The organism is Belnapia sp., assembly GCF_059504005.1.
Genome location: NZ_JCACHU010000175.1, coordinates 30178 through 53745, shown reverse-complemented (window position 1 = coordinate 53745; position 23568 = coordinate 30178). Strand labels below are relative to the sequence as shown.

21 protein-coding genes are annotated in these 23568 nt (G+C 71.7%); 13 read left to right on the top strand and 8 right to left on the bottom strand.

The window, feature by feature from the left end; genetic code table 11:
- Positions 1-47: 47 nt before the first annotated feature.
- On the bottom strand, positions 48-923 hold the full coding sequence (locus AC5JJ1_RS27865) for a polysaccharide deacetylase family protein (RefSeq protein ID WP_495788378.1): 876 nt from the start codon (positions 921-923) through the stop codon (positions 48-50).
- 106 nt (positions 924-1029) lie between these two features.
- Between AC5JJ1_RS27865 and AC5JJ1_RS27860 the strand changes: the two genes are divergently transcribed.
- The 3 genes from AC5JJ1_RS27860 to AC5JJ1_RS27850 all read left to right on the top strand — a co-directional run bounded on the left by AC5JJ1_RS27860 (position 1030) and on the right by AC5JJ1_RS27850 (position 6782).
- Complete coding sequence (locus tag AC5JJ1_RS27860) at positions 1030-2526, top strand: N-acyl-D-amino-acid deacylase family protein (protein ID WP_495788377.1); 1497 nt, start codon at positions 1030-1032, stop codon at positions 2524-2526.
- A gap of 40 nt (positions 2527-2566) precedes the next feature.
- Positions 2567-6043 (top strand): PAS-domain containing protein, encoded by a 3477-nt coding sequence (locus AC5JJ1_RS27855; protein ID WP_495788376.1) that lies wholly within the window; start codon positions 2567-2569, stop codon positions 6041-6043.
- Positions 6044-6110: 67 nt separating this feature from the next.
- Entirely contained in the window at positions 6111-6782 is a 672-nt protein-coding gene (locus AC5JJ1_RS27850; protein WP_495788375.1) for a MarC family protein, read from the top strand.
- Between the two features lie 3 nt (positions 6783-6785).
- Here AC5JJ1_RS27850 and AC5JJ1_RS27845 read toward each other — a convergent pair whose 3' ends face one another.
- On the bottom strand, positions 6786-7499 hold the full coding sequence (locus AC5JJ1_RS27845) for a response regulator (protein WP_495788374.1): 714 nt from the start codon (positions 7497-7499) through the stop codon (positions 6786-6788).
- A 153-nt stretch (positions 7500-7652) separates the two neighbouring features.
- Here AC5JJ1_RS27845 and AC5JJ1_RS27840 point away from each other — a divergent pair, with 153 nt between their 5' ends.
- Complete coding sequence (locus AC5JJ1_RS27840) at positions 7653-9587, top strand: PhoX family protein (protein WP_495788373.1); 1935 nt, start codon at positions 7653-7655, stop codon at positions 9585-9587.
- Between the two features lie 169 nt (positions 9588-9756).
- Here AC5JJ1_RS27840 and AC5JJ1_RS27835 read toward each other — a convergent pair whose 3' ends face one another.
- Positions 9757-9981, bottom strand: coding sequence for a hypothetical protein (locus AC5JJ1_RS27835; RefSeq protein WP_495788372.1), 225 nt, complete (start codon positions 9979-9981; stop codon positions 9757-9759).
- Between the two features lie 146 nt (positions 9982-10127).
- On the opposite strand from AC5JJ1_RS27835, the gene AC5JJ1_RS27830 reads away from it, so the two are divergent.
- From AC5JJ1_RS27830 to AC5JJ1_RS27810, 5 genes are read left to right on the top strand one after another with little or no spacing between them, the layout of a single operon-like run.
- Complete coding sequence (locus tag AC5JJ1_RS27830; RefSeq protein WP_495788371.1) at positions 10128-11264, top strand: ABC transporter ATP-binding protein; 1137 nt, start codon at positions 10128-10130, stop codon at positions 11262-11264.
- Positions 11261-12142, top strand: a complete 882-nt coding sequence (locus tag AC5JJ1_RS27825) for a carbohydrate ABC transporter permease (RefSeq protein ID WP_495788370.1) — start codon at positions 11261-11263, stop codon at positions 12140-12142. The genes AC5JJ1_RS27830 and AC5JJ1_RS27825 overlap by 4 nt, the downstream gene beginning before the upstream one ends.
- Complete coding sequence (locus tag AC5JJ1_RS27820; RefSeq protein WP_495788369.1) at positions 12139-12948, top strand: carbohydrate ABC transporter permease; 810 nt, start codon at positions 12139-12141, stop codon at positions 12946-12948. The genes AC5JJ1_RS27825 and AC5JJ1_RS27820 overlap by 4 nt, the downstream gene beginning before the upstream one ends.
- A 15-nt stretch (positions 12949-12963) precedes the next feature.
- Positions 12964-14244: an ABC transporter substrate-binding protein gene (locus AC5JJ1_RS27815; protein WP_495788368.1), complete on the top strand. Its 1281-nt coding sequence runs from the start codon at positions 12964-12966 to the stop codon at positions 14242-14244.
- Positions 14244-15053 (top strand): metallophosphoesterase family protein, encoded by an 810-nt coding sequence (locus AC5JJ1_RS27810; protein WP_495788367.1) that lies wholly within the window; start codon positions 14244-14246, stop codon positions 15051-15053. Before AC5JJ1_RS27815 ends, AC5JJ1_RS27810 begins: the two co-directional genes overlap by 1 nt.
- On the opposite strand, the gene AC5JJ1_RS27805 is transcribed toward AC5JJ1_RS27810, so the two are convergent.
- Entirely contained in the window at positions 15041-15598 is a 558-nt protein-coding gene (locus AC5JJ1_RS27805) for a phosphonate degradation HD-domain oxygenase (RefSeq protein ID WP_495788366.1), read from the bottom strand. The two genes, AC5JJ1_RS27810 and AC5JJ1_RS27805, sit on opposite strands and share 13 nt — an antisense overlap.
- A gap of 220 nt (positions 15599-15818) precedes the next feature.
- On the opposite strand from AC5JJ1_RS27805, the gene AC5JJ1_RS27800 reads away from it, so the two are divergent.
- The 3 genes from AC5JJ1_RS27800 (at position 15819) to AC5JJ1_RS27790 (ending at position 18575) form a co-directional block, all read left to right on the top strand.
- Positions 15819-16334 (top strand): hypothetical protein, encoded by a 516-nt coding sequence (locus AC5JJ1_RS27800; RefSeq protein WP_495788365.1) that lies wholly within the window; start codon positions 15819-15821, stop codon positions 16332-16334.
- A gap of 214 nt (positions 16335-16548) precedes the next feature.
- A complete protein-coding gene (locus tag AC5JJ1_RS27795) occupies positions 16549-17784 on the top strand; it encodes an argininosuccinate synthase (protein ID WP_495788364.1) in 1236 nt (411 codons plus the stop codon).
- 2 nt (positions 17785-17786) lie between these two features.
- Positions 17787-18575, top strand: a complete 789-nt coding sequence (locus AC5JJ1_RS27790; protein WP_495788363.1) for a potassium channel family protein — start codon at positions 17787-17789, stop codon at positions 18573-18575.
- On the opposite strand, the gene AC5JJ1_RS27785 is transcribed toward AC5JJ1_RS27790, so the two are convergent.
- On the bottom strand, positions 18576-19538 hold the full coding sequence (locus tag AC5JJ1_RS27785) for a Bug family tripartite tricarboxylate transporter substrate binding protein (protein ID WP_495788362.1): 963 nt from the start codon (positions 19536-19538) through the stop codon (positions 18576-18578).
- A gap of 50 nt (positions 19539-19588) precedes the next feature.
- A complete protein-coding gene (locus AC5JJ1_RS27780) occupies positions 19589-20692 on the bottom strand; it encodes a mechanosensitive ion channel family protein (RefSeq protein WP_495788361.1) in 1104 nt (367 codons plus the stop codon).
- Between the two features lie 64 nt (positions 20693-20756).
- Between AC5JJ1_RS27780 and AC5JJ1_RS27775 the strand changes: the two genes are divergently transcribed.
- The gene (locus AC5JJ1_RS27775) at positions 20757-20936 is read left to right on the top strand and encodes a hypothetical protein (protein ID WP_495788360.1); all 180 of its coding nucleotides are present in this window, start codon (positions 20757-20759) and stop codon (positions 20934-20936) included.
- A 93-nt stretch (positions 20937-21029) separates the two neighbouring features.
- Here AC5JJ1_RS27775 and AC5JJ1_RS27770 read toward each other — a convergent pair whose 3' ends face one another.
- Complete coding sequence (locus AC5JJ1_RS27770; protein ID WP_495788359.1) at positions 21030-22001, bottom strand: TAXI family TRAP transporter solute-binding subunit; 972 nt, start codon at positions 21999-22001, stop codon at positions 21030-21032.
- A 134-nt stretch (positions 22002-22135) separates the two neighbouring features.
- Positions 22136-23554: an adenine nucleotide alpha hydrolase family protein gene (locus AC5JJ1_RS27765; RefSeq protein WP_495788358.1), complete on the bottom strand. Its 1419-nt coding sequence runs from the start codon at positions 23552-23554 to the stop codon at positions 22136-22138.
- Positions 23555-23568: the final 14 nt, after the last annotated feature.

The window sequence follows — 23568 nt, the reverse complement described above, 5'->3', positions numbered from 1 at the left end:
GCGAAGCTCCCAGGCAGATCAGTGGGTTGCGAGTTATTCAGGGTCGACTACTGAGACTGCGACCGGTACCAGTCCAGCAGCTGCACGCCGTTCCAGTGCAGCACGCCGCTATGCTTCGCCACATGCTCGTAGAAACGCTCGAGATACCTGATCCTGTGCGGCTGGCCGGAGATGTAGGGGTGGATGGCGATGGACATGATCTTCGCCCGCTCCGCCCCTTCCTCGTAGAGCCGGTCGAACTGGTCGATGGCGCGCTTCAGCAGGTAGTCGCTCTCGTGGTGCTGGACGAGCATCATCGGGATGTCGTTCAGCTCCACCGTGTAGGGCAGCGTGACGAGAGGGCCCCGGTCGGTGTGGATGGTGGTCGGCTCGTCGTCATAGACCCAGTCGCCGATATATTGGACGCCGGCCTCGGCCAGCAGCTCCGGCGTCTCGAGCGTCTGGGTCAGGCCCGGGCCGAGCCAGCCGACCGGGCGCGTGCCGGTGAAGCGCTCCAGTGCATCCATCGAGCGATGGATCATGGCGCGCTGGTCGGCCTCCTTGTGGATTGGCCCCTGCTCCCAGGAATGGCCCATGAACTCCCAGCCGGCCTCCAGCGCCTGGCGGGCGACGCGCTCGTAATCCTCGCAGACGCGGGCATTGATGGACAGGGTGGGCGCGATGCCGAGGCGCTCGTAGAGCTTGAAGAAGCGCCAGACGCCGACGCGCATGCCGTATTCGTGCCAGGACCAGTTCGGCACGTCGGGCAGCAGCACCTGGCCGGTCGGCGCCGGCAGCACCTGGCGGGCCATGGGCTTGCCGATATCCCAAACCTCGAGGTTGACGATGGTCCAGACCGCGATGCGCGCATCGCCGGGCAGGCCGAGCGGCGGGCGGTCGACGATGGCGGAATAGGCGGCACGGTCGCGTGGCTGCATGCTCATCTCAGGTTCTCCGCACGCCCCGGGCGAGGCAGCCGGCATGGCGGCAGCTTGGCAGCCCCGGGCCGGCGCGCCAAGTTTGCTGTCCCAAGGGGGGAGGGAGACGACCATGGGCCTGCGCTGCGACCTCATCATCCGCGACGCGACGCTGGTCGACGGCACCGGCGCGCCGGCGCGGCGGGGGGATGTCGGCGTCAGCGGGGACCGGATCGCGGCCCTGGGCGACCTGTCCGGGGCGAGCGCGGACCGGGAGGTGATGGCAGGCGGCCTCGCGGTGGCGCCGGGCTTCATCGATGCCCATACCCATGACGACCAGGCGGTGCTCTGCGGGCCGCACTGCATGGTTTGCAAGACCTCGCAGGGGGTGACCACGGTGGTGGTCGGCAATTGCGGCATCAGCCTCTCGCCGGTGCCGATGGCGGAACGGCCGCCGGCGCCGCTCGACCAGGTCTGCGCGCCCGAGTGGTGGGTCTTCGACAGCTTCGGCGCCTATGCCGAGCGGCTGCGGCGGGAGCCGGCCTCGGTCAATACGCTCGCGCTGATCGGGCATATGTCGCTGCGCCTCGGGGCGATGGGGCGGGACCTCGACCGGCCCGCCACCGACCGCGAGGCGGAGGCGATGCGCCGCAAGCTGGACGCGGCGCTGGCCGAGGGGGCGGCCGGGCTCTCGACCGGGCTCTTCTATGCGCCGAGCCGGCACGCCCCGACGGAGGAGGTGGTCGCCGTGGCGGAGGCGCTGAGGGCGCGGGGCGGGCTCTACGTCACCCATATGCGGAACGAGGCGGATGGGGTGCTGGAGAGCATCGAGGAGGCGCTCTCGATCGGCGTGACCGCCGGGGTGCCGGTGGTCATCAGCCACCACAAATGCGCCATGCCGGAGAACCACGGCCGCTCGCGGGAGACGCTGGCCGCCATCGAGGCCGGGGCGCGGCGGCAGGCGGTGGCCTTCGACGTCTATCCCTACGCCGCCGCCTCCACATCGCTCGCCGCGCGCAGGCCGCGGGCGGATGTGCCGGTCAGGATCGCCACCTCCCTCCCCTATCCGGAGATGGCGGGGCGGATGCTGGACGAGGTCGCGGCGGAATGGGGCGTCTCGCTGGAGGCGGCGGTGGCGCGGCTGCTGCCGGCCAGCGGCATCTTCCACAACATGGCGGAGGAGGACGTGCAGCGGATCATGGCCCACCCGATGGCGATGATCGGCAGCGATGGCGGGCCGCTGGCGAAGCACCCGCATCCGCGTCTCTGGGGGACCTTTCCCCGGGTGATCGGGCATTACGGGCGAGAGCTCGGCCTGTTCGGCCTGGAGGCGGCCGTCCACAAGATGACGGGGCGGCCTGCGGCGGTCTTCGGCCTGGAGGGGCGCGGGGTGCTGGCGCCGGGGGCCTTCGCCGACCTGGTGCTGTTCGACCCGGCGACCATCGCCGACCGCGCGACCTTCGCCGAGCCGCGGCAACCGGCGGCCGGCATCGCCGAGGTCTGGGTCAACGGGCAGACGGCGTATACGGGGGCGGGCGGCGCCACCGAGGCCCGGTCGGGCCGCCTGCTGCAGCGGGTCGCCGGCCGCACCGCCGCCAGCGCGACAGACGCGACAATTTTTCCGCGATGATGGGACTGCAATGAGACGCATGAGGCGTCCAATGGGCGGTATGCCCGACCATGTCCCGACGCAGGAGCTGATGGACCCCGCCGAGGCCTCGGTGCTGCTGCCCGCCCTGCTGCGCCAGATGAAGGCCGGCATCGGCGTGTTCGAGCCGGACCTGACATTGCGCCTCGCCAACCCCGCCTTCGCCACGGTGCTGGGGCTGACCATGCGGCCCTTCCGCGGCCAGGCGCTGGCCGCGCTGATCGGCGCCTCGGCAGGGCCGGCGCTGGCGCCCTTCGAAGCCCCAGCCGGCGGCACCGCCCGCTGGGTCACACCGGATGGCCGGCGTATCGAGGTCGAGGTCGAGGTGCTGGCCGATGGCAGCCGGCTCGGCCTGTTCCGCGACCTGACCTGGCAGCACGAGGCGGAGGAGAGCCTCGCCGAGGCCCGCAGCCGCACCGAGCTCCTGCTGCATTACGTCACCGATTGCGTCGTACTGCTCGACCCCGATGGGGTGATTCTTGAGAATACCGACCGCTCCGGCCGGCTGCTCGACCTGCCGCCGGAGCTGGTGCAGCCGGGATGCACCCATCAGGAGGTGCTGCGCTTCATGTACCGGCGCGGCGACTACGGCTTCGAGGAGCCGGAGGACGCCTTCGTCGCCCGGCGCCGCGCCGAGATCCTCGCCGCCGGCGACCTCAGCTTCACTGCCCTCATGCCGAACGGGGTCTGGGCGGAGTACAATTTCTGGCCGCGGCGGGACGGCCACCTGCTCATCATCATCCGCGACGTGACCGCGCTGAAGGAGGCGCAGGCGACGCTGGAGGCGGAGCGCGCGCAGGCACGCCGGCTGCTCGCCAACCTCTCCGATGCGGTGATGCTGTTCGACGCCGACGGCACACTGCTCGAGACCAATGGGCATGAGGAGGGGGTGCTCGGCCTGCCGCCGGAATTCGGCCGGCCAGGCGCGCGCTTCCAGGATGCGTTGCGCCACATGGTCCGCCGCGGCGATTTCGGCCAGGACCGGCCGGAGGATGCCGAGGTCGCCATGCATTGGCTGGCCCTCACCTCGCCCGGCCACAAGCGGATCGCGCAGCGCTTCGCCAATGGCCGCTGGATTGAGCTGCACTACCACCCGCAGCCGGACGGCAAGCTCTGCATCGTCGCGCGCGACGTCACCGAGATCCGCGAGAGCGCCCTGGCGTTGGAGGCGGAGCGGGCGACGCTGCGCACCGTCATCGACAACCTGGCCGATGGCGTGATGCTGTTCGACAAGGACTACCGCTGGCGCATCGCCAACCGGCAGCTGCTGGAATTCCTCCGCCTGCCGCCGGAGGTGGCCTATCCCGGCGCGAGCGGGCGCGACATCCTTCGCTTCCAGGCGCAGCGCGGCGATTTCGGCCCTCCGCCGGAGGAGCCCGAGGCGCTCGACGCGTTGGTCGAGGAGCGCGCCCATGTCATGCTGCAGCCGGGCGGCAACCGCTACATCCGTAAGACCGCGGGCGGCTACTGGATCGAGTTCAACATGCAGCCCCTGCCGGATGGCGGGCTGCTCGCCTGCTTCCGCGACATCACCCGCCTCAAGGACCAGGAAGAGGCGCTGGAGGCGGAGCGCGCCCTGCTTCGCCGCGTGCTGGACGGGCTGCAGGATGCGGTGATCCTGCTCGACCCGGATGGCGCCATCATCGAGACCAACGGCAAGGCCCCTGCCCTGTTCGGCCTGCCGGAAGAGCTGCTGCAGCGCGGCTCCTCCCACCAGGCGGTGCAGCGCTGGCGCTACCGCCGCGGCGAGTACGGCTTCGACCGGCCGGAAGACGAGGTGGTGGAGGAGCGCTGGGCGACCGTGACGGCCTCGAACGGGCCGATGCCGCTGCGCCTCATGCCGAACGGCAAATGGGTGGAAAACCAGTTCCGCACCCTTCCGAACGGCCAGATCCTCGCCACCTGCCGGGACATGACGGCCGTGAAGCTCAACGAGCAGGCGGCGCTGGCCGCCAAGGGCGAAGCCGAGGCGGCGCGCGACGCGGCCGAGACGGCGGCGCGGGCCAAGGCGACCTTCCTCGCCGCCATGAGCCACGAGATCCGCACGCCGATGAACGGCGTGCTCGGCATGATGGAGATCCTGGAGCGCTCCAACCTCTCCGCCGAGCAGGGCCGGGCGCTGGCGGTGATGCGCGAGAGCGCGCAGTCGCTGCTGCGCATCATCGACGACATCCTCGACTTCTCGAAGATCGACGCCGGGCGGCTGGAGGTGGAGGCGCTGCCCTTCAGCCTGCGCGGCCTGGTCGAGGGCATGGTGGAGACGCTGGCGCCGCAGGCCCGCGCCAAGGGCCTCGCCCTCTTCGCCGACCCGCCCGGGCCGGGCCCCGACTGGGTGACGGGCGACCCGACGCGGGTGCGGCAGATCCTGTTCAACCTGCTCGGCAACGCGCTGAAATTCACCGAGCGCGGCTTCGTCCGGGTGATGGCGGATACCAGGGCCGAGGCGGACGGGCAGGTTCGCGTGGTGCTGACCGTCGAGGACAGCGGCATCGGCATGGATGCCGCGACCCAGCTGCGGCTGTTCCTGCCCTTCGCCCAGGCCGACAGCTCGACCACGCGGCGCTTCGGCGGGACGGGGCTCGGCCTGTCCATCGTCCGGCGGCTGGCGCAGCTGATGGGCGGCGACGTGACGGTGGAGAGCACGCCCGGCCGCGGCAGCCGCTTCACCGCGACGCTGCTGCTCGCCCCGGCCGCGACGGGGGAAGCGGCGGGGGCGGCCCTGGCCGGCCCCGCCGTTGCGCCGCAGGTGCTGGAGGGGCTGCCGCGGCTGCTGCTGGCGGACGACCATCCGGTCAACCGGGAGGTGCTGCTGCGGCAGCTCGAGATGCTGGGCCTCACCGCGGATGTCGCCGAGGACGGGGCGGCGGCGCTGCGGCTCTGGCAGGCGCGGCGGCACGGCATCCTGCTGCTCGACCTGCACATGCCGGAGCTCGACGGCTTCGGCCTCGCCCGCCTGATCCGCGAGGAGGAGGAGGCGGAGGGGCTGCCGCGCACCGGCCTCATCGCGGTGACGGCGGATGCGCTGAAGGGCGAGGATGCGCGCTGCTTCGCCGCGGGGATGGACGGCTTCCTCTCGAAGCCCGTCTCGCTCGACGCGCTGGCCCGCACCCTCGGCCGCTGGCTGCCGGAGCTGGCGCCCGAGGGCGCGGCGGGGGCGGCGGCGGATACGGTCAGCGGCGCGCTGTTCGATCCGGAGGCGCTGCGCGGGCTGTTCGGGGCGGATGCGGCGCGGCTGGCGGGCATCCTCGACAGCTTCGCCGCCAATGCCTCGCAGGAGATGGCGGCGCTGGCCGCGGCGGCGGAGCCGGAGCAGCTGGCGGGCACGGCACATCGGCTGAAGGGCGCCTCGCACATGGTCGGGGCGCGGCTGCTGGCGGAGCAGGCGGCGCGCGTCGAGAGCCTGGCGCGCGAGGGCGCTCTGGCCGCTGCGCAGCAGGCGGCGGCCGGGATGGAGGCGCTGCTGGCGCAGACGCTGCGGGCGGCGCGGGCCGGGTTGTAGCGCCCGACCTCCGGCATGCTATGAGCGGGGGCGATGCCCCCTGCCCTTCCCCCCTCCGACGCCTGACATGCCCGAGTTCAGCAGCGGGGTGCAGAACCTCGTCCTCGCCTTCTCGGCGCTTTTCTCCATCGTGAACCCGATCGGCGCGGCGCTGGTCTTCAGCCAGGTGACGGGCGACCGCAGCCATGCGGAGCGGGCGGTGCTGGCGCGGCGCATCGGCCTCTACGCGGCGGCGATGATGCTGGGGGCGCTTTGGCTCGGCGCCTATGTGCTGGAGTTCTTCGGCGTCTCGCTGGCGGCGCTGCGCATCGCCGGCGGGCTGGTGGTGGCCGTCAGGGCCTGGCACCTGCTGATGGCGCCGGAGAGGATCGAGGCGCGCAAGCAGGAGCAGGCGGGCGCTGCCACCGGCGCGGCCGACGATGCCTTCTTCCCGCTGACCATGCCCTTCACCACCGGGCCCGGCACCATCTCGGTCGCGGTCGCGCTCGGCGCCAACCGGCCGCCGGGCGGCATCGGGGCGATCCTGCCCTTCTTCGCGGGGGTTTCGGCGGCGGCCATCGCCGTCGCGGTGACGGTATGGCTCGCCTATTCCTCGGCCGACCGGCTGACCGGGCTGCTCGGCGAGGCGCGGGCGCGGGTGGTCTCGCGGCTGGCGGCCTTTCTGATGCTCTGCGTCGGCACGCAGATCACGCTTGGCGGCGTCACCGACGTGCTGCGGCCGCTGCTGGCCGCGGGCTGACCCTCAGTCCCTCGGTGGAACGAACATGTAGCCGACGCCGCGGACGCTGCGGATCGCCTCCGGCTTGGCCGGGTCCGCCTCCAGCTTGCGGCGGAGGCGGAGGATGCGGTTGTCGATGGCCCGGTCGAAGGCATCCGCCTCGCGGTGGGAGCTGGTCTCGAGCAGCCAGTCGCGGGTCAGCGGCCGATTGGGGTGGCTGACGAAGAGCTTCAGCAGGTCGAACTCGCTGGCGGTCAGCGCATCCTCGCTGCCGTCGGGGCGGACCAGCAGCCGGCGCTCCAGGTCCAGCATGCAGGTGCCGACGCGGACCTCGGAGAGCCTGGACGGGGGCGGGGCGGCGGCGCCGGCGGCGCGGCGCAGCAGGGCGCGGACGCGGGCCAGCAGCTCGCGCGGCTCGAAGGGCTTGGTGACGTAGTCGTCGGCCCCGGATTCGAGGCCGACCACGCGGTCCACCATGTCGCCCGCCGAGGTCAGCATCAGGATGCCGATGCGCGCCGAGCGGCCGCGCAGCCAACGGGCGAGGGCGAAGCCGTCCTCCGCCTCGCCGAGCTGGACGTCGAGGATTGCAAGGTCGGGCATGGACTGCTCGGCCATGCGCTTCAGCTCGGCGCCGGAGGAGGCGGGCACCGGGCGCAGGCCGTGCTGGGCCAGGTAGTCGGTCACCAGCTGGCGCTGGAAACCGTCATCCTCCACCAGCACGATGCGGGGTGCGGCCATGCGACTCGCTCTCACGATGGAGGGGCGGATTGTAACCATGGGCGGCGCCTCGGCAAGAGCCGCCGATGGACGTGGAAGCTTCATCGAAGCGTCATTCCGCCTTCCTGGGGTAGCATGCGCTGATGCGCCATCACTGAAAGGGACCCAGACGCCATGCCGCCGCTCGACGAGCCTGACTTCATCGAGATCGAGGATATCGGCAGCAACCCGGAGCCGCGCGAGACCCTGGCCGAGATCGCCGCGCGCCGCCTCTCCCGCCGCGGAGTGCTGGCCGGGGCCGCGGCCGCCGTGGCGCTGGCCGCCGGCCCGGCCATGGCCGAGGCGGAGGGGCCGTCGAGCCTCGGCTTCAGCGAGCTCTCCCACCGGCTGAGCCAGCGCGACGCGGTGGCCGAGGGCTATGAGATCCAGACCGTGATCCGCTGGGGCGACCCGGTGCTGGCCGATGCCCCGCCCTTCGACCCGGCGGCGCTGACGGCGGCCGCCCAGGCGCAGCAATTCGGCTACAACAACGACTATGTCGACTTCTTCCCGCTGCCGCGCGGCTCCGCCGCGAGCGACCACGGGCTGCTGGTGGTGAACCACGAATACACCAACACCAACCTGATGTTCGCCGGGCTCGGCGCTGGCCGCAGCGCGGCGCAGAAGGCGAGCGCCGAGCAGGCGGCGGTGGAGCAGGCGGCGCATGGCCTCTCCGTCGTCGAGATCCGCCGGCGGGACGGGCGCTGGGCGCCGGTGCGGGAGGGGCGGCTCAACCGGCGCATCACCGCGGAGACGCCGATGCGCATCAGCGGGCCGGCGGCGGGGCATGAGCGGCTGAGGACGGCCGCCGACCCGACGGGCCTGCGGGTGCTCGGGACGCTCAACAACTGCGCGGGCGGCAACACGCCCTGGGGGACGGTCCTCACGGCCGAGGAAAATTTCAACGTCTATTTCGGCGGGGCGGCGGCGGCCAGCGGCGCGCAGCGCGACCACTACAGGCGCTACGGTATCGTGCCGGAGTCGATCTACGCCTGGTCGCGCTACCAGGCGCGCTTCGACCTTGACCGCGAGCCGAACGAGCCAAACCGCTTCGGCTGGGTAGTGGAGTTCGACCCCTACGATCCGAACTCGGTGCCGGTGAAGCGCACGGCGCTCGGCCATTTCAAGCACGAGGCCTGCAACCACGCCATCAGCGCCGACGGCCGCGTCGTCATCTACATGGGCGATGACGAGCGCAACGAGTACATCTACAAATTTGTCACGGCGCGGCCCTTCGTGGCGGGCGATGCGGCGGCCAACCGCGACCTGCTGGACGAGGGCACGCTCTACGCCGCCCGCTTCCAGGATGACGGCACGCTGGCCTGGCTGCCGCTCGTCCATGGCGAGGGGCCGCTGACGGCGGCGAACGGCTTCGCCTCCCAGGCCGAGGTGCTGATCGAAACGCGGCGCGCGGCGGACCTCCTCGGCGCGACGCCGATGGACCGGCCGGAGGATGTGGAGCCGAACCCGGCGACGGGCCACGTCTATGCCATGCTGACCAACAACATCGCCCGCACGGCGCAGCGGCTGAACGCGGCCAATCCGCGGCCGAACAACGACCACGGGCATGTGGTCGAGATCATCCCACCTGGCGCCGGGACGGGGCGCGTCGATCATGCGGCGGCGACGGGCCGGTGGGAGCTCTTCCTCCTCGCCGGCAAGCCGGGCGTCGATGCGGGCGCGCGCTACCACCGGGCGACAAGCGACCAGGGCTGGCTGTCATGCCCCGACAATTGCGCCTTCGACAAGCATGGGCGGCTCTGGATCGCGACCGACGGCGCGCCGGCGGCGGCCGGTGTCGCGGACGGGCTCTATGCCGCGGATACGACCGGCTACGGGCGGGCGCTGCCGCGGCTCTTCTACCAGGCGCCGACCGGGGCGGAGGTCTGCGGGCCGCGCTTCACGCCGGATGGGGAGACGATCTTCCTCGCCATCCAGCATCCGGGCGAGGATCCGGGCAGCAGCTTCGAGCGGCCGAGCACGCGCTGGCCGGACTTCAGGGAGGGCGTGCCGCCGCGGCCTTCGGTCATTGCCATCACCCGCAAGGGGGGCGGCGAGATCGGGAGCTAGGGTGCGTTGCAGTCGCCCTGCCTCACGCAACGCGATCGGATGATCCCATCCGGTCGGGGCTTGCCCGAGCGCGGCTTCCGGTCGCACTGGCTCACCCAAGCCGCTCTGGCCTCTTGTTCATGCGGGCAAATACCTCCGATCGGGTGATTCCACCTGGTCGGGGCTCGCTCTAGGGCTCCCGCTGCCAGTCGGCGCCGTCCAGGCGGCGATCGACCTGGTGCTTCGCCTCCTCGATGAGGATGGCGAGGCCATGGGGCACGGTGTTGCGCAGCACCGCCCGCGGCTGGCCGCCGGGCGGGTGAATGGAAACCGTCCAACCCTCCGGCGCGGCACCGCGGGCGACCAGACGATGGGCGCGGTAGAGGCTGGAGCGGGGCTGGGCTCGACGGTCCATACGGCATCCGTGGTCCGATGACGCGGAGAGTCATCCGTTCTGCCTGACCGGTCAAGCCGGGCGACACATATTTTTCACGGGAACTGAACGCCACTGTCATCGGCAATGACTAGAGCCGGCCCTGCATGCGAGGCGAAGGAGCTGGCGTGACGGGCATCACCATCACCGGCGTGGTCAAGCAGTTCGGCGCCACCCCGGTGCTGCGGGGCGTGTCGCTGGCGGTGGAGCCGGGGGAATTCGTGGCGCTGGTCGGGCCGTCGGGCTGCGGCAAGACCACCTTGATGCGCATCATCGCCGGGATCGAGACGGCGGATGCTGGCGAGATCGTGATCGGCGGACGCGCGGTGTCGCGGCTGCGGCCGGCCGAGCGCGACGTCGCCATGGTGTTCCAGTCCTATGCGCTCTACCCGCACCTGACGGTGCACGAGAACATCGCCGTGTCGCTGGCGATGCGGCGCCTCTCGGCGCTGGAGCGGATGCCGCTGCTCGGACGGGTGTTGCCGGGGGCGCGGGCGAAGCGGGCGGCGATCGGCGAGGAGGTGGCGCGGGCCGCGGCGCCGCTCGGGCTGGGGCCGCTGCTGGACCGACGGCCGGGACAGCTCTCGGGCGGGCAGCGGCAGCGGGTGGCGCTGGCCCGCGCCATCATCCGCCGGCCCGCCGCCTTCCTGATGGACGAGCCGCTGTCCAACCTGGATGCGGCGCTGCGGGTGCAGACGCGGCGGGAGATCGTCGACATCCACCGGGCGGCGGGCGTCGCCACCCTCTACGTCACGCATGACCAGGCCGAGGCGCTGACCATGGCGGACAAGGTCGCCGTCATGATGGGGGGCGAGATGCTGCAGGTCGCCTCGCCCGAGGCGATCTATGCCGACCCTGCGGATCTGCGGGTGGCGGGCTTCATCGGCTCGCCGCGGATCAACATGCTGGCGGCGGAGGCGGATGCGGAGGGGCGGGTCAGCGTCGCGGGGCTGCCGGTCGGCCTGCGTGCGGAGGCGCGCGGGGCATTGACGCTGGCGCTTCGGCCGGAGGCGTTGCGGCCCGCGGCCGAAGGGTTGCCGGTTGTGGCGGAGCATCTGGAATTCCTCGGCGACGGGCTGCTGCTGCATGCGCGGCAGGCGCCGGACGGGGCCTCGCTGATCGCGCGGCTGGAGCCGGAGGCGCGGGGGGGAGTGCAGCCGGGGGCGGCATTGCGGCTGGGCTTCGCGCCGTCGAGGGCGCTGCTGTTCGGCGCCGATGGCAGGCGCGTGGCGGCCCGGGCGGATGCCACGCGGGTGGCGGCGTGAGGCGCCTGGCCGGGGAGGCGGTGGCCGGCGCGCTGATGACGCTGCCGGCGGGCATCGCCTACCTGTTGTTGCTGCTGCTGCCGACGCTGGCGACGGTGCTGCTCGCCTTCACCGATTACGAGCTGGGGGCGCCGGCACCCGGCTGGACCGGGCTCGACAATTTCCGCGAGATGCTGGCGGACCGCGGCTTCGGCGTCTCGGTGCGGAACACGCTGGTCTATGTCGGGCTGGTGACGCCCGTCTCGATCCTCGGCGGGCTCGGGCTCGCCCTGCTGGTGGAGGCGGAGGCGAAGGGCCTGGCCTTCTTCCGCGCGGTCTTCTTCCTGCCTGTCGTCTCGCTCACCGTCGCCATGGCGGCGGCCTGGCAGTACCTGCTGCATCCCACCATCGGGCCGGTGAATGCGGCGCTCAGGGCGATGGGGCTGGGGGCGCCCTTCTGGCTCTCCTCGTCCGATACCGTGCTGCTGAGCCTCGCCGCCATCGGCGTCTGGGAGAGCATCGGCTTCAACATGGTGCTGTTCATGGCGGGGCTCACCGCCATCCCGCGCGAGCTCTATGCGGCCGCGGAGGTGGACGGGGCGCGGGGCGGCTTCGACCGCTTCCGCCTCGTCACCTGGCCGCTGCTCGGGCCGACGACGCTCTTCGTGCTGACGATCAGCATGATCCGCTCGCTGCGGGTCTTCGACACGGTGGCGGTGCTGACGCAGGGCGGGCCGAACAAGGCCTCCGAGGTGCTGCTCTTCACCATGTACCAGCAGGGCTTCACCTATCTGCGGCTCGGCTATTCGGCGGCCATCACCCTCGTCTTCCTCGCCGTGGTGCTGGCGCTGATGTGGGTGCAGACGCGGGTGCTCGACCGCCGGGTGCATTACGCGTGAGGGCGCGGATCGCGGTGCTGGCGCTGCTCGGCGCGCTGGTGCTGATGCCCTATCTCTGGATGGTGGCGGCGAGCCTGAAGCCGGCGAGCGAGATCTTCCGTGCCTCGCTCTCGCTCTGGCCGGAGCAGTTCGCGGCGGCCGAAAATTACGGCAAGGTGCTGGCGCGCGTCCCGGTGCTGCACTACCTCTGGAACGGCATCGTCGTCTGCGGCGGCATCCTGGTCTTCCAGCTCCTTTTCGCCGTGCCGGCGGGCTATGCGCTGGCGAAGCTGCGCTTCCCCGGGCGGGGCATCGCCTTCGGCGCGGTGATGTTCGGGCTGCTGGTGCCGCCGCATGTGCCGGCGCTGCCGCTCTACGTGGCGGCGAGCGGGCTCGGGCTGCTCGACAGCTACACGGCGCTGATCGCGCCCTTCACCATCTCGGTCTTCGCCATCTTCCTGTTCCGGCAGTTCTTCAGCAGCCTGCCCGATGATTTGCTGCATGCGGCGCGGCTGGACGGCATGGGCGAGTGGTCGATCGTCTGGCGCGTGGTGCTGCCCAATGCCTGGCCGGCGGCGACGGCCTTCGCCATCTTCTCCGTCGTCAGCCATTGGAACGACCTGTTCTGGCCGCTGATCGTCGTGCAGGGGCATGCGCATGCGACGCCGGCGCTCGGCGTGCTCTATTTCCGCTCCGAGGAAGCGGGCGACGATTTCGGCGCGATGATGGCGGCGGCGGTGCTGATGACGCTGCCGCTCGTCCTCGCCTTCTTGCTGGCGCAACGCCGCTTCGTGGAAGGCATCGCCACCACCGGTCTCAAAGGCTGACAGAAGGAGACAACCATGCCCAACCTCACCCGCCGTGCGGCGCTTGCGCTCGGCGCCACCGCGCTCGCCGCGCCGCGCATCGGCCGCGCCCAGGCGCCGGTCTCGATCACCGTGCACTATGCGCAGCCCTTCATCTACAAAGAGAGCTACGACGCGATCGCGGCGGCCTTCGCGAAGCGCGAGCCGAACATCCAGGTGGAGTTCGTGACCACGCCGAATTACGAGGAGGGCATGCAGCTCATCCTCCGCCAGCAGGCGGCGGGGCGGATACCGGACCTCAGCTACCAGGGCTTCAACCGGCTGCGCCTCTTCGCCGAGCGCGGCATCGCCCAGGACCTGATGCCGCTGCTGCAGGCGGAGGGGGACCCGGCGGCGATGGGCTACACGCCGAACCTGCTGGCGCTCGGCCATTTCGGCGGCTTCCAGTCGGGCCTCGCCTTCGCCGCGTCCAACCCGGTCTGCTTCTACGACGCCGACCTGGTGCGGCGCGCGGGCGGGGACCCGGACAGCATGCCGACGGACTGGGCCGGGCATATCGCGCTCGCCCGCCGCATCAAGGCGCTTGGCGACGGGACGGAGGGGATGTTCTATCGCTGGATGGGCGACGACTGGATGTTCTCCGCTCTGCTCTTCGGCCATGGCGGGCGGATGCTGACCGAGGACGAGCGCGACATCGGCTTCGCCGGGCGCGAGGGGCTGGAGAGCCTGAGGCTCGTCGACCGGATGGTGAAGGAGGGCGGCATGGCCAATCTCAGCACCGAGGCGGCGCAGCAGGCCTTCGCCGCCGGCAAGCTCGGCATGTTCTACTGGACGACGGCCGTGCTGCGCGGGACGATCCAGCAGGTGGGCCGGAATTTCGAGTTGCGCACGGGGCCGATGCCGATCATCGACCCGGCGAAGGGCCGGCTGCCGACCGGCGGCGCGGCGGGGATGCTGACGGCGAAGGACCCGGCGAAGCGCGAGGCGGCGTGGAAGTTCCTCCGCTTCTCGACGAGCCCCGAAGGGACGGCGCTGATGGCGAGGAATACCGGCTACATCCCGATGAACCAGGTCGCTATCGACGACCCGCACTGGCTCGGCGCCTTCTACCGCGACAACCCGCTCTACACGACGGCGGTGAAGCAGGTGCCGATCATGATCCCCTGGTACGCCTTCCCCGGCGCGAACAGCGTGCGGGTGACGCAGGTGATCGTCGACAACACCGCGCGCATCGTCGAGCAGCGGGCGACGCCGGAGCAGGTGCTGCCCGGGATGGCCGCCGAGGTGCGCCGGCTGCTGCCGCGGCGGGCGAGCTGATGTTCACCATCCTGCAGGTCTCCGACATGCATCTCTCGCCGCGGAACGGGCTGTTCCGCGGCAACCTGGCGCGGCTGCGGGAATGGGCGGAGGCGGCGCGGCTCGACCTCGTCATCGCCAGCGGCGACCTGGCGCTGGACGGGGCGGACCGGGAGGAGGACTTGGCGCTCGCCGTCGAGACGCTGCGGGGCTTCCCGGCACCGCTGCTCGCCATTCCCGGCAACCACGATGTCGGCAGCCATGCCCGCACCATGCCGGCGCAGCCGGTGGATGCGACACGGCTCGCCCGGTTCCGCCGCATCGTCGGGCCGGACCGGTGGATGCGGGACCTCCCCGGCTGGCGGATCGTCGGCCTCGACACGGAGATCATGGGCACGGGCCTCGCGGATGAGGCGGCGCAGGCCGGCTTCATCGCCGAGGCCGCGGCGACGGAGCGGCGGCTGGCGCTCTTCCTGCACAAGCCGGTCTTCATCACCGAGCCGGGCGACCCGACCTTCGACTACTGGTCGGTGCCGCCCCATGCGCGCGCGGCGCTGGCGCCATTGCTGGGGCATCCCGGGCTGCGGCTGGTGGCCTCGGGGCACCTGCACCTGCATCACGGCTTCCAGCGCGGAGCGGTGCGCTATGCCTGGGCGCCGCCGGCCTCCTTCCTCGTCGACCCGCCGCAGGACGGGCTGCCGGGCGAGCGCTGCACCGGCGCGCTGCTGCACCGGCTGCTGGAGGATGAGGTCCGGACCGAGCTGGTCTCGCCCGAGGGGATGGAGCGGCCCTGGCTCTCGGCGATCCGGGCGGAGACCTACCGGGCCTGACGGATGCAGGCGGCCACATGGGGCATGAAGTGGCTGACGGGCGGCGTCTCCAACCCCTTCACCTTGGCCTGCTCGTCGAAGCGGCGGAGCTGCACCGCCGCCTCGGCCTCCGGCAGGGCGCGGAAGGCGGCGACCTCCTCCGCCGACATCGGCCCGCCCTGCAGCTCCAGGCTGCGGACGGAATCCGGCGCGAGCTTGGCGAAATAGTCGCCCTCGGTCGCGCAGAGATAGCGCTTGGCGGCGACGTGGAGGCGGACGGGCTCCGTCACTTCCGGGCCGAACCATTGCGCCAGGAAGGCGTGGCCCACCGCCTCATGCTCGTCATCGACGCCGGCGGAGGCGGGGTCGTCGCCGAGCTCGTGGACCAGGTGGCCGATGTCGTGCATCAGCGCGGCGGCAATCAGCGGGGGCGGGCAGCCCTGCCGCTCCGCCAGCCAGGCGGATTGCAGCGCGTGCTGCCGCTGGTTGATGTCGGCGAGGCCATATTGCCCATCGGCCTTCAGCGTGAGCAGCTCCTCGATCCGGGCGAGGCGGGGGTCGGTCATGCGGGCACCCTGCGGTCTGCGGTCGGGGCCGGACCCTAGAGCGGTTCCGCCCGCGCCGTACACGGCTGGAGCCGCGCCGGCGCGCGGTTTCATCGAATTGTCCCAATCGCCCGGCCTTCCATGCCGGGCCTGAACAGGAATCGATCCGGAACCGCCGCGGTTGACACCACCGGCGCGGGGATTACCGTCCTCCGCGCCATCACACGGAGGAGGCCAGGCCATGGCGCTGACTCTCGAGCAATTCGCCGCCGATTGCCGCACCGCCCTCAAGACCCATCCCGGCACCGAGGGGCGCGTCGCGGTCTGCGAGCTGGTGCAGAAGGCCCTGCAGGACCGCGGCTTCGTCGCCTCCATCCTGCCCGAGGGCACGCCGGAGCGGAAGGTGATCTACGAGGACCCGGAGCTCGGCTTCGCCATCCTCGCCCATGCCTATGAGGGGGCGAAGAGCAGCACGCCGCACGACCATGGCCCCTCCTGGGCGATCTATGGCCAGGCGGAGGGCGAGACCGTCATGACCGACTACGAATGCCTCGCCCGCCCGACCGAGACCGCGCCGGGCAAGGCGAAGCCGGTGCGCGACTACCGGCTGCAGCCGGGCGATGCCTATCTCTACGAGCCGGGCGAGCTGCATGCCCCGCGCCGCGAGGGCCCAACCCGCCTGCTGCGGATCGAGGGCGTCAACATGGACCGGGTGAAGCGCCTGCCCTACGAGGCGGTGGCCGAAGCGGCGGCCTGACCCCAGGCCCTGCGCCCTCGGCCGGGGCGCCAAGGCCGGCCCGATCGGGAGGCGCCGGCGCGCGCCGCCGCGGATGGCGCGGCGGCCGGACCTGGCCGCGGCGGGGGGCGGTGCGGACAGAGGGCCGGGGCTGCGCGCAAGCCCTTGTCGCCGCGCGGCAAACGCGGCATCTGGCCCGCTTCGGCCACCATCAGCCCCCGTCAGGACCAGGATCATGCGCGTGAAGGATGTCAAGAAGGTCGTTCTGGCCTATTCCGGCGGCCTCGATACCAGCGTCATCCTGAAATGGCTCCAGACCACCTATCGCTGCGAGGTGGTGACCTTCACCGCCGATCTTGGCCAGGGGGAGGAGCTGGGCCCGGCGCGGGACAAGGCCCTGCTGCTTGGCATCAAGCCGGAGAACATCTTCATCCGCGACCTGCGCGAGGAGTTCGTGCGGGACTTCGTCTTCCCGATGTTCCGGATGAACGCCCTCTATGAAGGGCAGTACCTGCTCGGCACCTCCATCGCCCGGCCGCTGATCGCGCAGGAGCAGATCCGCATCGCCGAGGAGGTGGGCGCCGATGCCGTCGCCCATGGCGCGACCGGCAAGGGCAACGATCAGGTGCGCTTCGAGATCGGCTACTACGCGCTGAAGCCGGACGTGAAGGTCATCGCCCCCTGGCGCGAGTGGGAGCTGACGAGCCGCACCCGGCTGCTGGAATTCGCCGAGGCGAACCAGATCCCCATCGCCAAGGACAAGCGCGGCGAGGCGCCCTTCTCGGTCGATGCCAACCTGCTGCACAGCTCCTCCGAGGGGAAGATCCTCGAGGAGCCCTGGGATGCGCCGGACGAGATGGTCTGGCAGCGCACCATCAGCCCGATGGAGGCGCCCGACAGCCCGACCGAGATCGTAGTCGAGTTCGAGCGCGGCGATGCCGTCGGGATCAACGGCCGCCGGCTGAGCCCGGCGGCGCTGCTGACCGAGCTGAACGCCCTCGGCAAGGCCAACGGCATCGGCCGGCTCGACCTCGTCGAGAACCGCTTCGTCGGCATGAAGTCGCGCGGCTGCTACGAGACGCCGGGCGGCACCATCCTCTGGCAGGCGCACCGGGCGATCGAGAGCATCACCCTCGACCGCGAGGCGATGCACCTGAAGGACAGCCTGATGCCGCGCTATGCGGAGATCGTCTACAACGGCTTCTGGTTCAGCCCGGAGCGGCGGATGATCCAGGCCATGGCCGACGAGAGCCAGCGGAGCGTCAGCGGCGAGGTGCGGATGACGCTCTACAAGGGCAATGTCATCGTCACGGGCCGGCGCAGCCCGCACAGCCTCTACTCGATGAAGCACGTCACCTTCGAGGAGGACCAGGGCGCCTACGACCAGTTCGACGCCCAGGGCTTCATCAAGCTGAACGCGCTGCGGCTCCGGCTCGGGGCCATGGCGGGGCGCCGGGGCGGCGCGCTGTAGCCATGCGGTGGCCGCGGCGCGACCGGCTCCGCGTCGCGTTGCGGCGTCTCTACCGGGCGGAGGTGCCGGAGGCCCGGCATTTCCGCTACGCCCTGCTCGGCCTCGACCTGGTCAGCATCGGCTGGATCGTCGTCGCCTCCTTCCTGCCGCTCAGCGGGTTGGTCCTGGCGGTGGATGTCGGGCTCGGCCTCGTGCTGCTGGCCGAATTCGCCGGGCGGATCAGCGCCAGCGGCCGGCCCTGGCGCGCCCTGATCCAGCCGCTGGAGCTGGCCGACCTGCTCGGCATCCTCTCGCTGCTGCTGGCGCCGCTGCTCTACGGCGCGCTCGCCTTCCTCCGCGTGCTGCGGACGCTGAGGCTGCTGCATTCGGTGCGGCTCATCACCTCGCTCCGCAGCGACCTGCCCTTCTTTCGCCAGAACGAGGAGGCGGCGCTGGCGGCGGCGCAGCTCGGCGTCTTCATCTTCATCATGACCGGGCTGGTCTTCGAGACGCAGCACCGCGGCAACCCGCACATCACCAACTACGCCGATGCGCTCTACTTCACCGTCACCGCCCTGACCACGACGGGCTTCGGCGACATCACCCTGCAGGGGCCAACGGGGCGGCTGCTATCGGTGGTGATCATGCTGGCGGGCGTCACCCTCTTCCTCCGGCTGGCGCAGACGCTGTTCCGGCCGAACAAGGTGCGCTTCCCATGTCCCGATTGCGGGCTGCAGCGGCACGAGCCGGATTCCGTCCACTGCAAGGCCTGCGGGACCCTGCTCAACATCCCCGACGAGGGCAATGACTGACTACTCGGCGCGGATGCCGGTTTGCGCCACGATCTGCCGCACCACCGCCCGCTCGCGCTGGATGCGGGCGGCGAAGGCGGCCGAGCCCTCGGTGACGGCGTCGTTGCCGGTCATCGCCAGCCTCTCGCGCGTCGCCGGGTCGCTCGTCGCATGGGCGAGCGCCGCCTCCAGCTTCGCCAGGACCGGCGCGGGGGTGCCGGCAGGGGCGAAGAGGCCGTTCCAGCTCGTCAGGTCGTAGCCGGGGAAGCCGCTCTCGGCGATGGTCGGCAGGTCGCGGAGCGTGCCGCGGCGCTCGCCGCTGGTCAGCGCCAGGCCGCGCACCTTGCCCTCCTGGACCAGCGGGCCGAAGCTGTTCGCCGTGCCGATCGCCGCGTCGATGACGCCGCCGGCCAGGTCCCGCGCCGATTCCGCGCCGCCGCGATAGGGGACGTGCTCCAGCTTGATCCCCGCCCGGCTCTCCAGCAGGGCGCCGGCCAGGTGGCCGACCGTGCCGACGCCCGGCGTGCCGTAGCTGACGCCGGGATGCGCCTTGGCATAGGCGAGGAACCCGGCGAAGTCCTTCGCCGGGAAGTCGCGCCGCACCACCAGCACATAGGGCAGCGCGACGGCCTGGCCGACCGGGGCGAAGGCCGTCTCGTAGTCGAAGGCGAGGCCCTTCACGATGAAGGGCACGACAAGGAAGGCGAAGCTTTCGAAGAGCAGCGTGTAGCCATCGGGCGGTGCCTGGGCGACGACGCCGGCGCCGATGGATCCGCCGGCGCCCGTCCGGTTCTCGACCACGACGCCCTGGCCGAGGTGCTCCGTGAGCTTCGGCGCGAGCAGCCGGACCACCGTGTCGGACTGGCCGCCGGGCGCGTAGGGGGCGATGATGCGGATCGGGCGGTCCGGCCAGGACTGGGCCCCGGCGGGGCGGATGGCGGCGGCGGCGAGCGCGCCCCCGATCACGATGCGACGTCGCGGCATATCGCCCGCTCCCTGCTTTGCGCGCAGGCTGGTGGCGCCGGCGCCGGCGGTCAAGCGGCGCGCAGCTCGGAGACGACGAGGCGCGCCTGGGGCAGTGAGCGCGGATACTTCTCGGCGAGGAAGGCGATCAGCCGCTCGCGCATCAGGCAGCGCAGGTCGAACATCGCGCCGGAATTGGCGGCGCTCATCAGCACGCGGATCTCGACGCTGCGCTCCTTCAGGTCGGTGACCTGCACGGCGAAGACGCGCCGGTCCCAGAGCGGGCTCGCTCCGAGGATGCGCTGCGCCTCCGCGCGCAGCTCGGCGACGGGCACGGTGTAGTCGACATAGAGGAAGACGATGTCGAGCAACTGCGCGCTGGTCTTCGTCCAGTTCCGGATCGGCCGCTCGGCGAAGTAGCCGATGGGGACGACGAGGGAGCGCTGGTCCCAGGTGGCGATGGTCACATAGGTCGCGGTGATCTCCGCCACATGGCCCCACTCGCCCTCGACCAGCACGGCATCGCCGAGGCGGATCGGCTGGGTCAGCGCGATCTGGATGCCGACGATGAGGTTGGAGACGGCCGGCCGCGCCGCCAGGCCTGCGACGATGCCGGCGACGCCGGCCGAGGCGAAGAGGCTGAGGCCGACGGCACGCACGGCGGGGATGGCCGTCAGCACCAGGCCGGCGGTCAGCGCGACGCCGGTGGAGACGGCGAGGCGGCGGAAGACGATGAGCTGGGTCCGCCGGCGGCGCTGCAGCCAGTCGGCATTCTCGCCGAGCGGGCCCTCCAGACAGGCGTCGAAGACGGCGGCGACCTTGCGGGTCAGCGCCCAGCCGATCGCCACCACCAGGCCGAGCGCGGCGACACGGCTCGCGGCCTGCTCGGCGGCGGTCGGCAGGTCGACGGCGGGCAGCGTCACCTCCACTGCCAGCAGCGCGATGGCGGCCTGCACGGCGCCGCGGCCATCGGCCAGCACGCGGCGGAGCAGGCGGGCTAGGCTGGCGGCCAGCACCCGGTCCAGCAGGACGTGGACGAGGCGCAGCGCCAGCAGCGCCAGCGCCGGGGCGAGGACGAAGGGGACCAGCAGGGAGAGCCAGAGCGGCAGCTCCCGCCCTCCCACCAGCAGGTCGGTCAGCAGGGGCGTTCTTCCACAGGGCAGCCGGCGCCCCAACGCGCCAGCGGCGGAACCGTGGCGCACAGGCCTCGCTGGACGTCCGATACGGAGGGGAGGCGGAATGCCGGAAGCAAAGCTGGGCACGGGCGAGACGCCGTGGAGCGAGGAGGAGACGTCGCGCGGCGGCGCCAGGCCGGAGGAGATCGAGAAGGCCGGCGGCTCGCCTCAGGGCCGGCCGAACGACCAGCGGGCCCAGGCCGAGAGCGCCGCTGCGGAGCCCGAGTGGGACGGGAAGCGCTGACCCGCCCTTCCGGCCAACGGCTGCCCAGCGGGTAACGGCGTATCCAGGGCAGGACCGGGGGAGCCTTCCCCCCGGCGGGGCCAGGGCGCCTCGTCAGGCGAGCGCTGCGCCCTGCTTCTTCCAGAAGGCTTCCGCCGCTGGGTGCCAGGGCACGCCGGCCGCCGCCGTCTTCTGCCGCTCAAGGGTGAAGCCGCGCCCCTCGGCATGCACCTGGGCCAGTTCGGCCCGCCCGTTCCAGGTGCTCTCCAAGATCTTCGTCACCAGCTCGTCCGGCATCGTGTCGAGCACGGCGAGGATGTTCGCCACCGACATCTGCTGGTTGTCCGTGGTCTGACCAGGATAGGTGCCGGCCGGGATCACCTCCGGGAAGTAGACCGGCCCGTACTTGGCGGTGATCTGCGGGATGTAGTCGGCATGGTCAATCAGCCGCATGGTGACGCCGGGCGAGGCGGCGAGGTCCGTGATCGCGCTGGTCGGCACGCCGGAGACGAAGAAATAGGCATCGAGCTTGCCGTCCTTGACGGCATTGGTGCTCTCGGCGGGCGAAAGGCGCTCGCGGGCACGGAAGTCCTTGTCGCGGTCGAGGCCGGCGGCCTCGATGAGGCGAAAGGCCATCACCTCGGTCGCCGAGCCGGGGGCGCCGGTCGAGACGCGCTTGCCCTTCATGTCGGCGAGGCTCTGGATGCCGCTCGCCGCGGTCGTCACCACCTGCATGCGGTTGGAGTAGAGCACGGCGATGGAGCGGACCTTCACCGGACGGCCGCGGAAGCGGTCCTGCCCGTTGACCGCATCCACGCTGGCATCGACCTGGGTGAAGATCAGCCCGACGCGGCCGGCGCCGAGCAGCTGGTTGTTGGCGACGGAGCCGCCGGTGACCTCGACGGTCGCGCTCATCCCCGGGATGGTGCGGGAGAGGATATTCGCAAGGCCGCCGCCGAGCGGGTAGTAGACGCCGCCGGTGGTGCCGGTGGCGATGGCGAGCTGGGTCTCGGCGGCGCGCGCCAAGCGCGGGGCGGCGAGCAGGGTTGCGGCGCCAAGCGCGGCGCGGCGGGTCAGGGTGGTCATGGCGTTGCTCCCGGAACGGATGTTTGCTTGCCAGATCAATAGGGCGGGGCGGCGCTTCAGGGAAGCCCCGGCGGATGGCGGCCCGCCCGCCCCGGCACGGCTCCAAACGCGGCGGCGGGGTGCGGCGCTGCGGATTATCTCCGCAGCCGCCGCACCACCGCGCCGGGCAGGACCCGCTTGAGGCGCCGCTTGATCCCGTCGCGGGTGCGGTGGAGCAGCCGCGTCGCCCGCTCGCCGAGGCTCGGCGGGTTGACCGGGAAGCGCAGCAGCCCCGGCTCCAGCCGGCGGATGACGTCGCGCTGCAGGCGGCCATCCAACCGGTCCGCCTCCCCCGGCGTGATCAGCGCCGACAGGATGCGGTTGCAATTCGCGGCAGGGAGCGACAGGCCGGGCAGCATGTCCAGCCCATGCTCGACCGCGGAGAGCCAGCCGCCAGCCCGTTGGTCGAGGTAGAAGGAGTCGGCCAGGTCGAGGCCGTCCGCATGGCGGCGGCGCCAGTCGAGCCAGGCCTCGAGCGCCGCGACCGTCGGCGGGTGCGGCACCGTGGCCTCGAAGCGGGACCAGAGCGCCGCGCCGGTCGCATTGCCGAAATCGAGGCCGGTGAAGCGCGAGGCATAGAAGCGGCGGCCGAATTCGAAGCATCCGCCGCGGACCAGCAGGTCGCCGGCGCCGAGGAAGCGGTACTGGTTCTGCGGGATCAGATGCGCATCATCGGCATCGTGGTAGCTCTCGAGCCCATGCTCGCGCCAGAGGCGCAGCGGCGCCTCGTCGAAGGCCTCGGGGTCGATGACATGGTGGGGAACGCCGAGATGGCGGCTGATGCGGCCGGCAATCTCGATATCGGCCGGCTTCACGCCGTCGAAGCTCTGCGTGACGCATTCGAAGCGCGTGCCGGCGGCGAGCAGGCCGGCGAGGAGGGTGCGGGAATCGAGCCCGGCCGTCAGCGCCAGGTAGGTGGTGCCGCCGCGGTCCTTGAGCGTGCCGGCGAGGCTGGTCAGGTCCGCAGCCATCTCGTCCCGGGCGGCCTCAACCGAGGCGGCGGGACGGATCGGGCAGTCCAGGCCCTCGACCGTCGCGGATGGGATGACGAGGCGCTGGTCCCGCAGCAGCGTGGCGATGCCCGCCACCGCGGTGGCGGGCGGCGGGGTCCAGTTCAGGCCCGACCAGGCGATCTCGCGGTGGGTGACGGCACCGCCGCCAAGCCGCGCGGCGAGGCTCGGGCTCGAGGTGATGAGCGGCCCGTCCGGCGTGGTCCCGTAATAGATGGGCAGCAGCGCGCTCGGATCCGGGTAGAGGTAAGGCCATTCGATCCGGACGAAGCGCCCTGCCAGCTCATCCGGCCCGGCCCCCGGCGCCACGGGAACGGCATGGCCGAGCAGGATCACCGACTGGCCCTCCCGCTCCAGGACATGGACCGGGAGGTCCCGCTGATAGGACAGGTAGAAGCCGTTGGAGATGGCCCGCGACGCCCAATCCTCGTCCGGTAGGACGGGCTGCCTCGCCATGACGAATTGGCGGCGATGGGCGCGCGGCCCAGCGTCCGAGATCAGCATCCCGCCTGTTTCCC

Coding starts and splice junctions, on each gene's coding strand:
- AC5JJ1_RS27775 (WP_495788360.1), top strand. CDS start 20,757: ATGCCGGAAGCAAAGCTGGGCACGGGCGAGACGCCGTGGAGCGAGGAG.
- AC5JJ1_RS27785 (WP_495788362.1), bottom strand. CDS start 19,538: ATGCCGCGACGTCGCATCGTGATCGGGGGCGCGCTCGCCGCCGCCGCC.
- AC5JJ1_RS27765 (WP_495788358.1), bottom strand. CDS start 23,554: ATGCTGATCTCGGACGCTGGGCCGCGCGCCCATCGCCGCCAATTCGTC.
- AC5JJ1_RS27790 (WP_495788363.1), top strand. CDS start 17,787: ATGCGGTGGCCGCGGCGCGACCGGCTCCGCGTCGCGTTGCGGCGTCTC.
- AC5JJ1_RS27845 (WP_495788374.1), bottom strand. CDS start 7,499: ATGGCCGCACCCCGCATCGTGCTGGTGGAGGATGACGGTTTCCAGCGC.
- AC5JJ1_RS27860 (WP_495788377.1), top strand. CDS start 1,030: ATGGGCCTGCGCTGCGACCTCATCATCCGCGACGCGACGCTGGTCGAC.
- AC5JJ1_RS27815 (WP_495788368.1), top strand. CDS start 12,964: ATGCCCAACCTCACCCGCCGTGCGGCGCTTGCGCTCGGCGCCACCGCG.
- AC5JJ1_RS27795 (WP_495788364.1), top strand. CDS start 16,549: ATGCGCGTGAAGGATGTCAAGAAGGTCGTTCTGGCCTATTCCGGCGGC.
- AC5JJ1_RS27835 (WP_495788372.1), bottom strand. CDS start 9,981: ATGGACCGTCGAGCCCAGCCCCGCTCCAGCCTCTACCGCGCCCATCGT.
- AC5JJ1_RS27865 (WP_495788378.1), bottom strand. CDS start 923: ATGAGCATGCAGCCACGCGACCGTGCCGCCTATTCCGCCATCGTCGAC.
- AC5JJ1_RS27805 (WP_495788366.1), bottom strand. CDS start 15,598: ATGACCGACCCCCGCCTCGCCCGGATCGAGGAGCTGCTCACGCTGAAG.
- AC5JJ1_RS27810 (WP_495788367.1), top strand. CDS start 14,244: ATGTTCACCATCCTGCAGGTCTCCGACATGCATCTCTCGCCGCGGAAC.
- AC5JJ1_RS27800 (WP_495788365.1), top strand. CDS start 15,819: ATGGCGCTGACTCTCGAGCAATTCGCCGCCGATTGCCGCACCGCCCTC.
- AC5JJ1_RS27850 (WP_495788375.1), top strand. CDS start 6,111: ATGCCCGAGTTCAGCAGCGGGGTGCAGAACCTCGTCCTCGCCTTCTCG.
- AC5JJ1_RS27840 (WP_495788373.1), top strand. CDS start 7,653: ATGCCGCCGCTCGACGAGCCTGACTTCATCGAGATCGAGGATATCGGC.
- AC5JJ1_RS27855 (WP_495788376.1), top strand. CDS start 2,567: ATGCCCGACCATGTCCCGACGCAGGAGCTGATGGACCCCGCCGAGGCC.
- AC5JJ1_RS27770 (WP_495788359.1), bottom strand. CDS start 22,001: ATGACCACCCTGACCCGCCGCGCCGCGCTTGGCGCCGCAACCCTGCTC.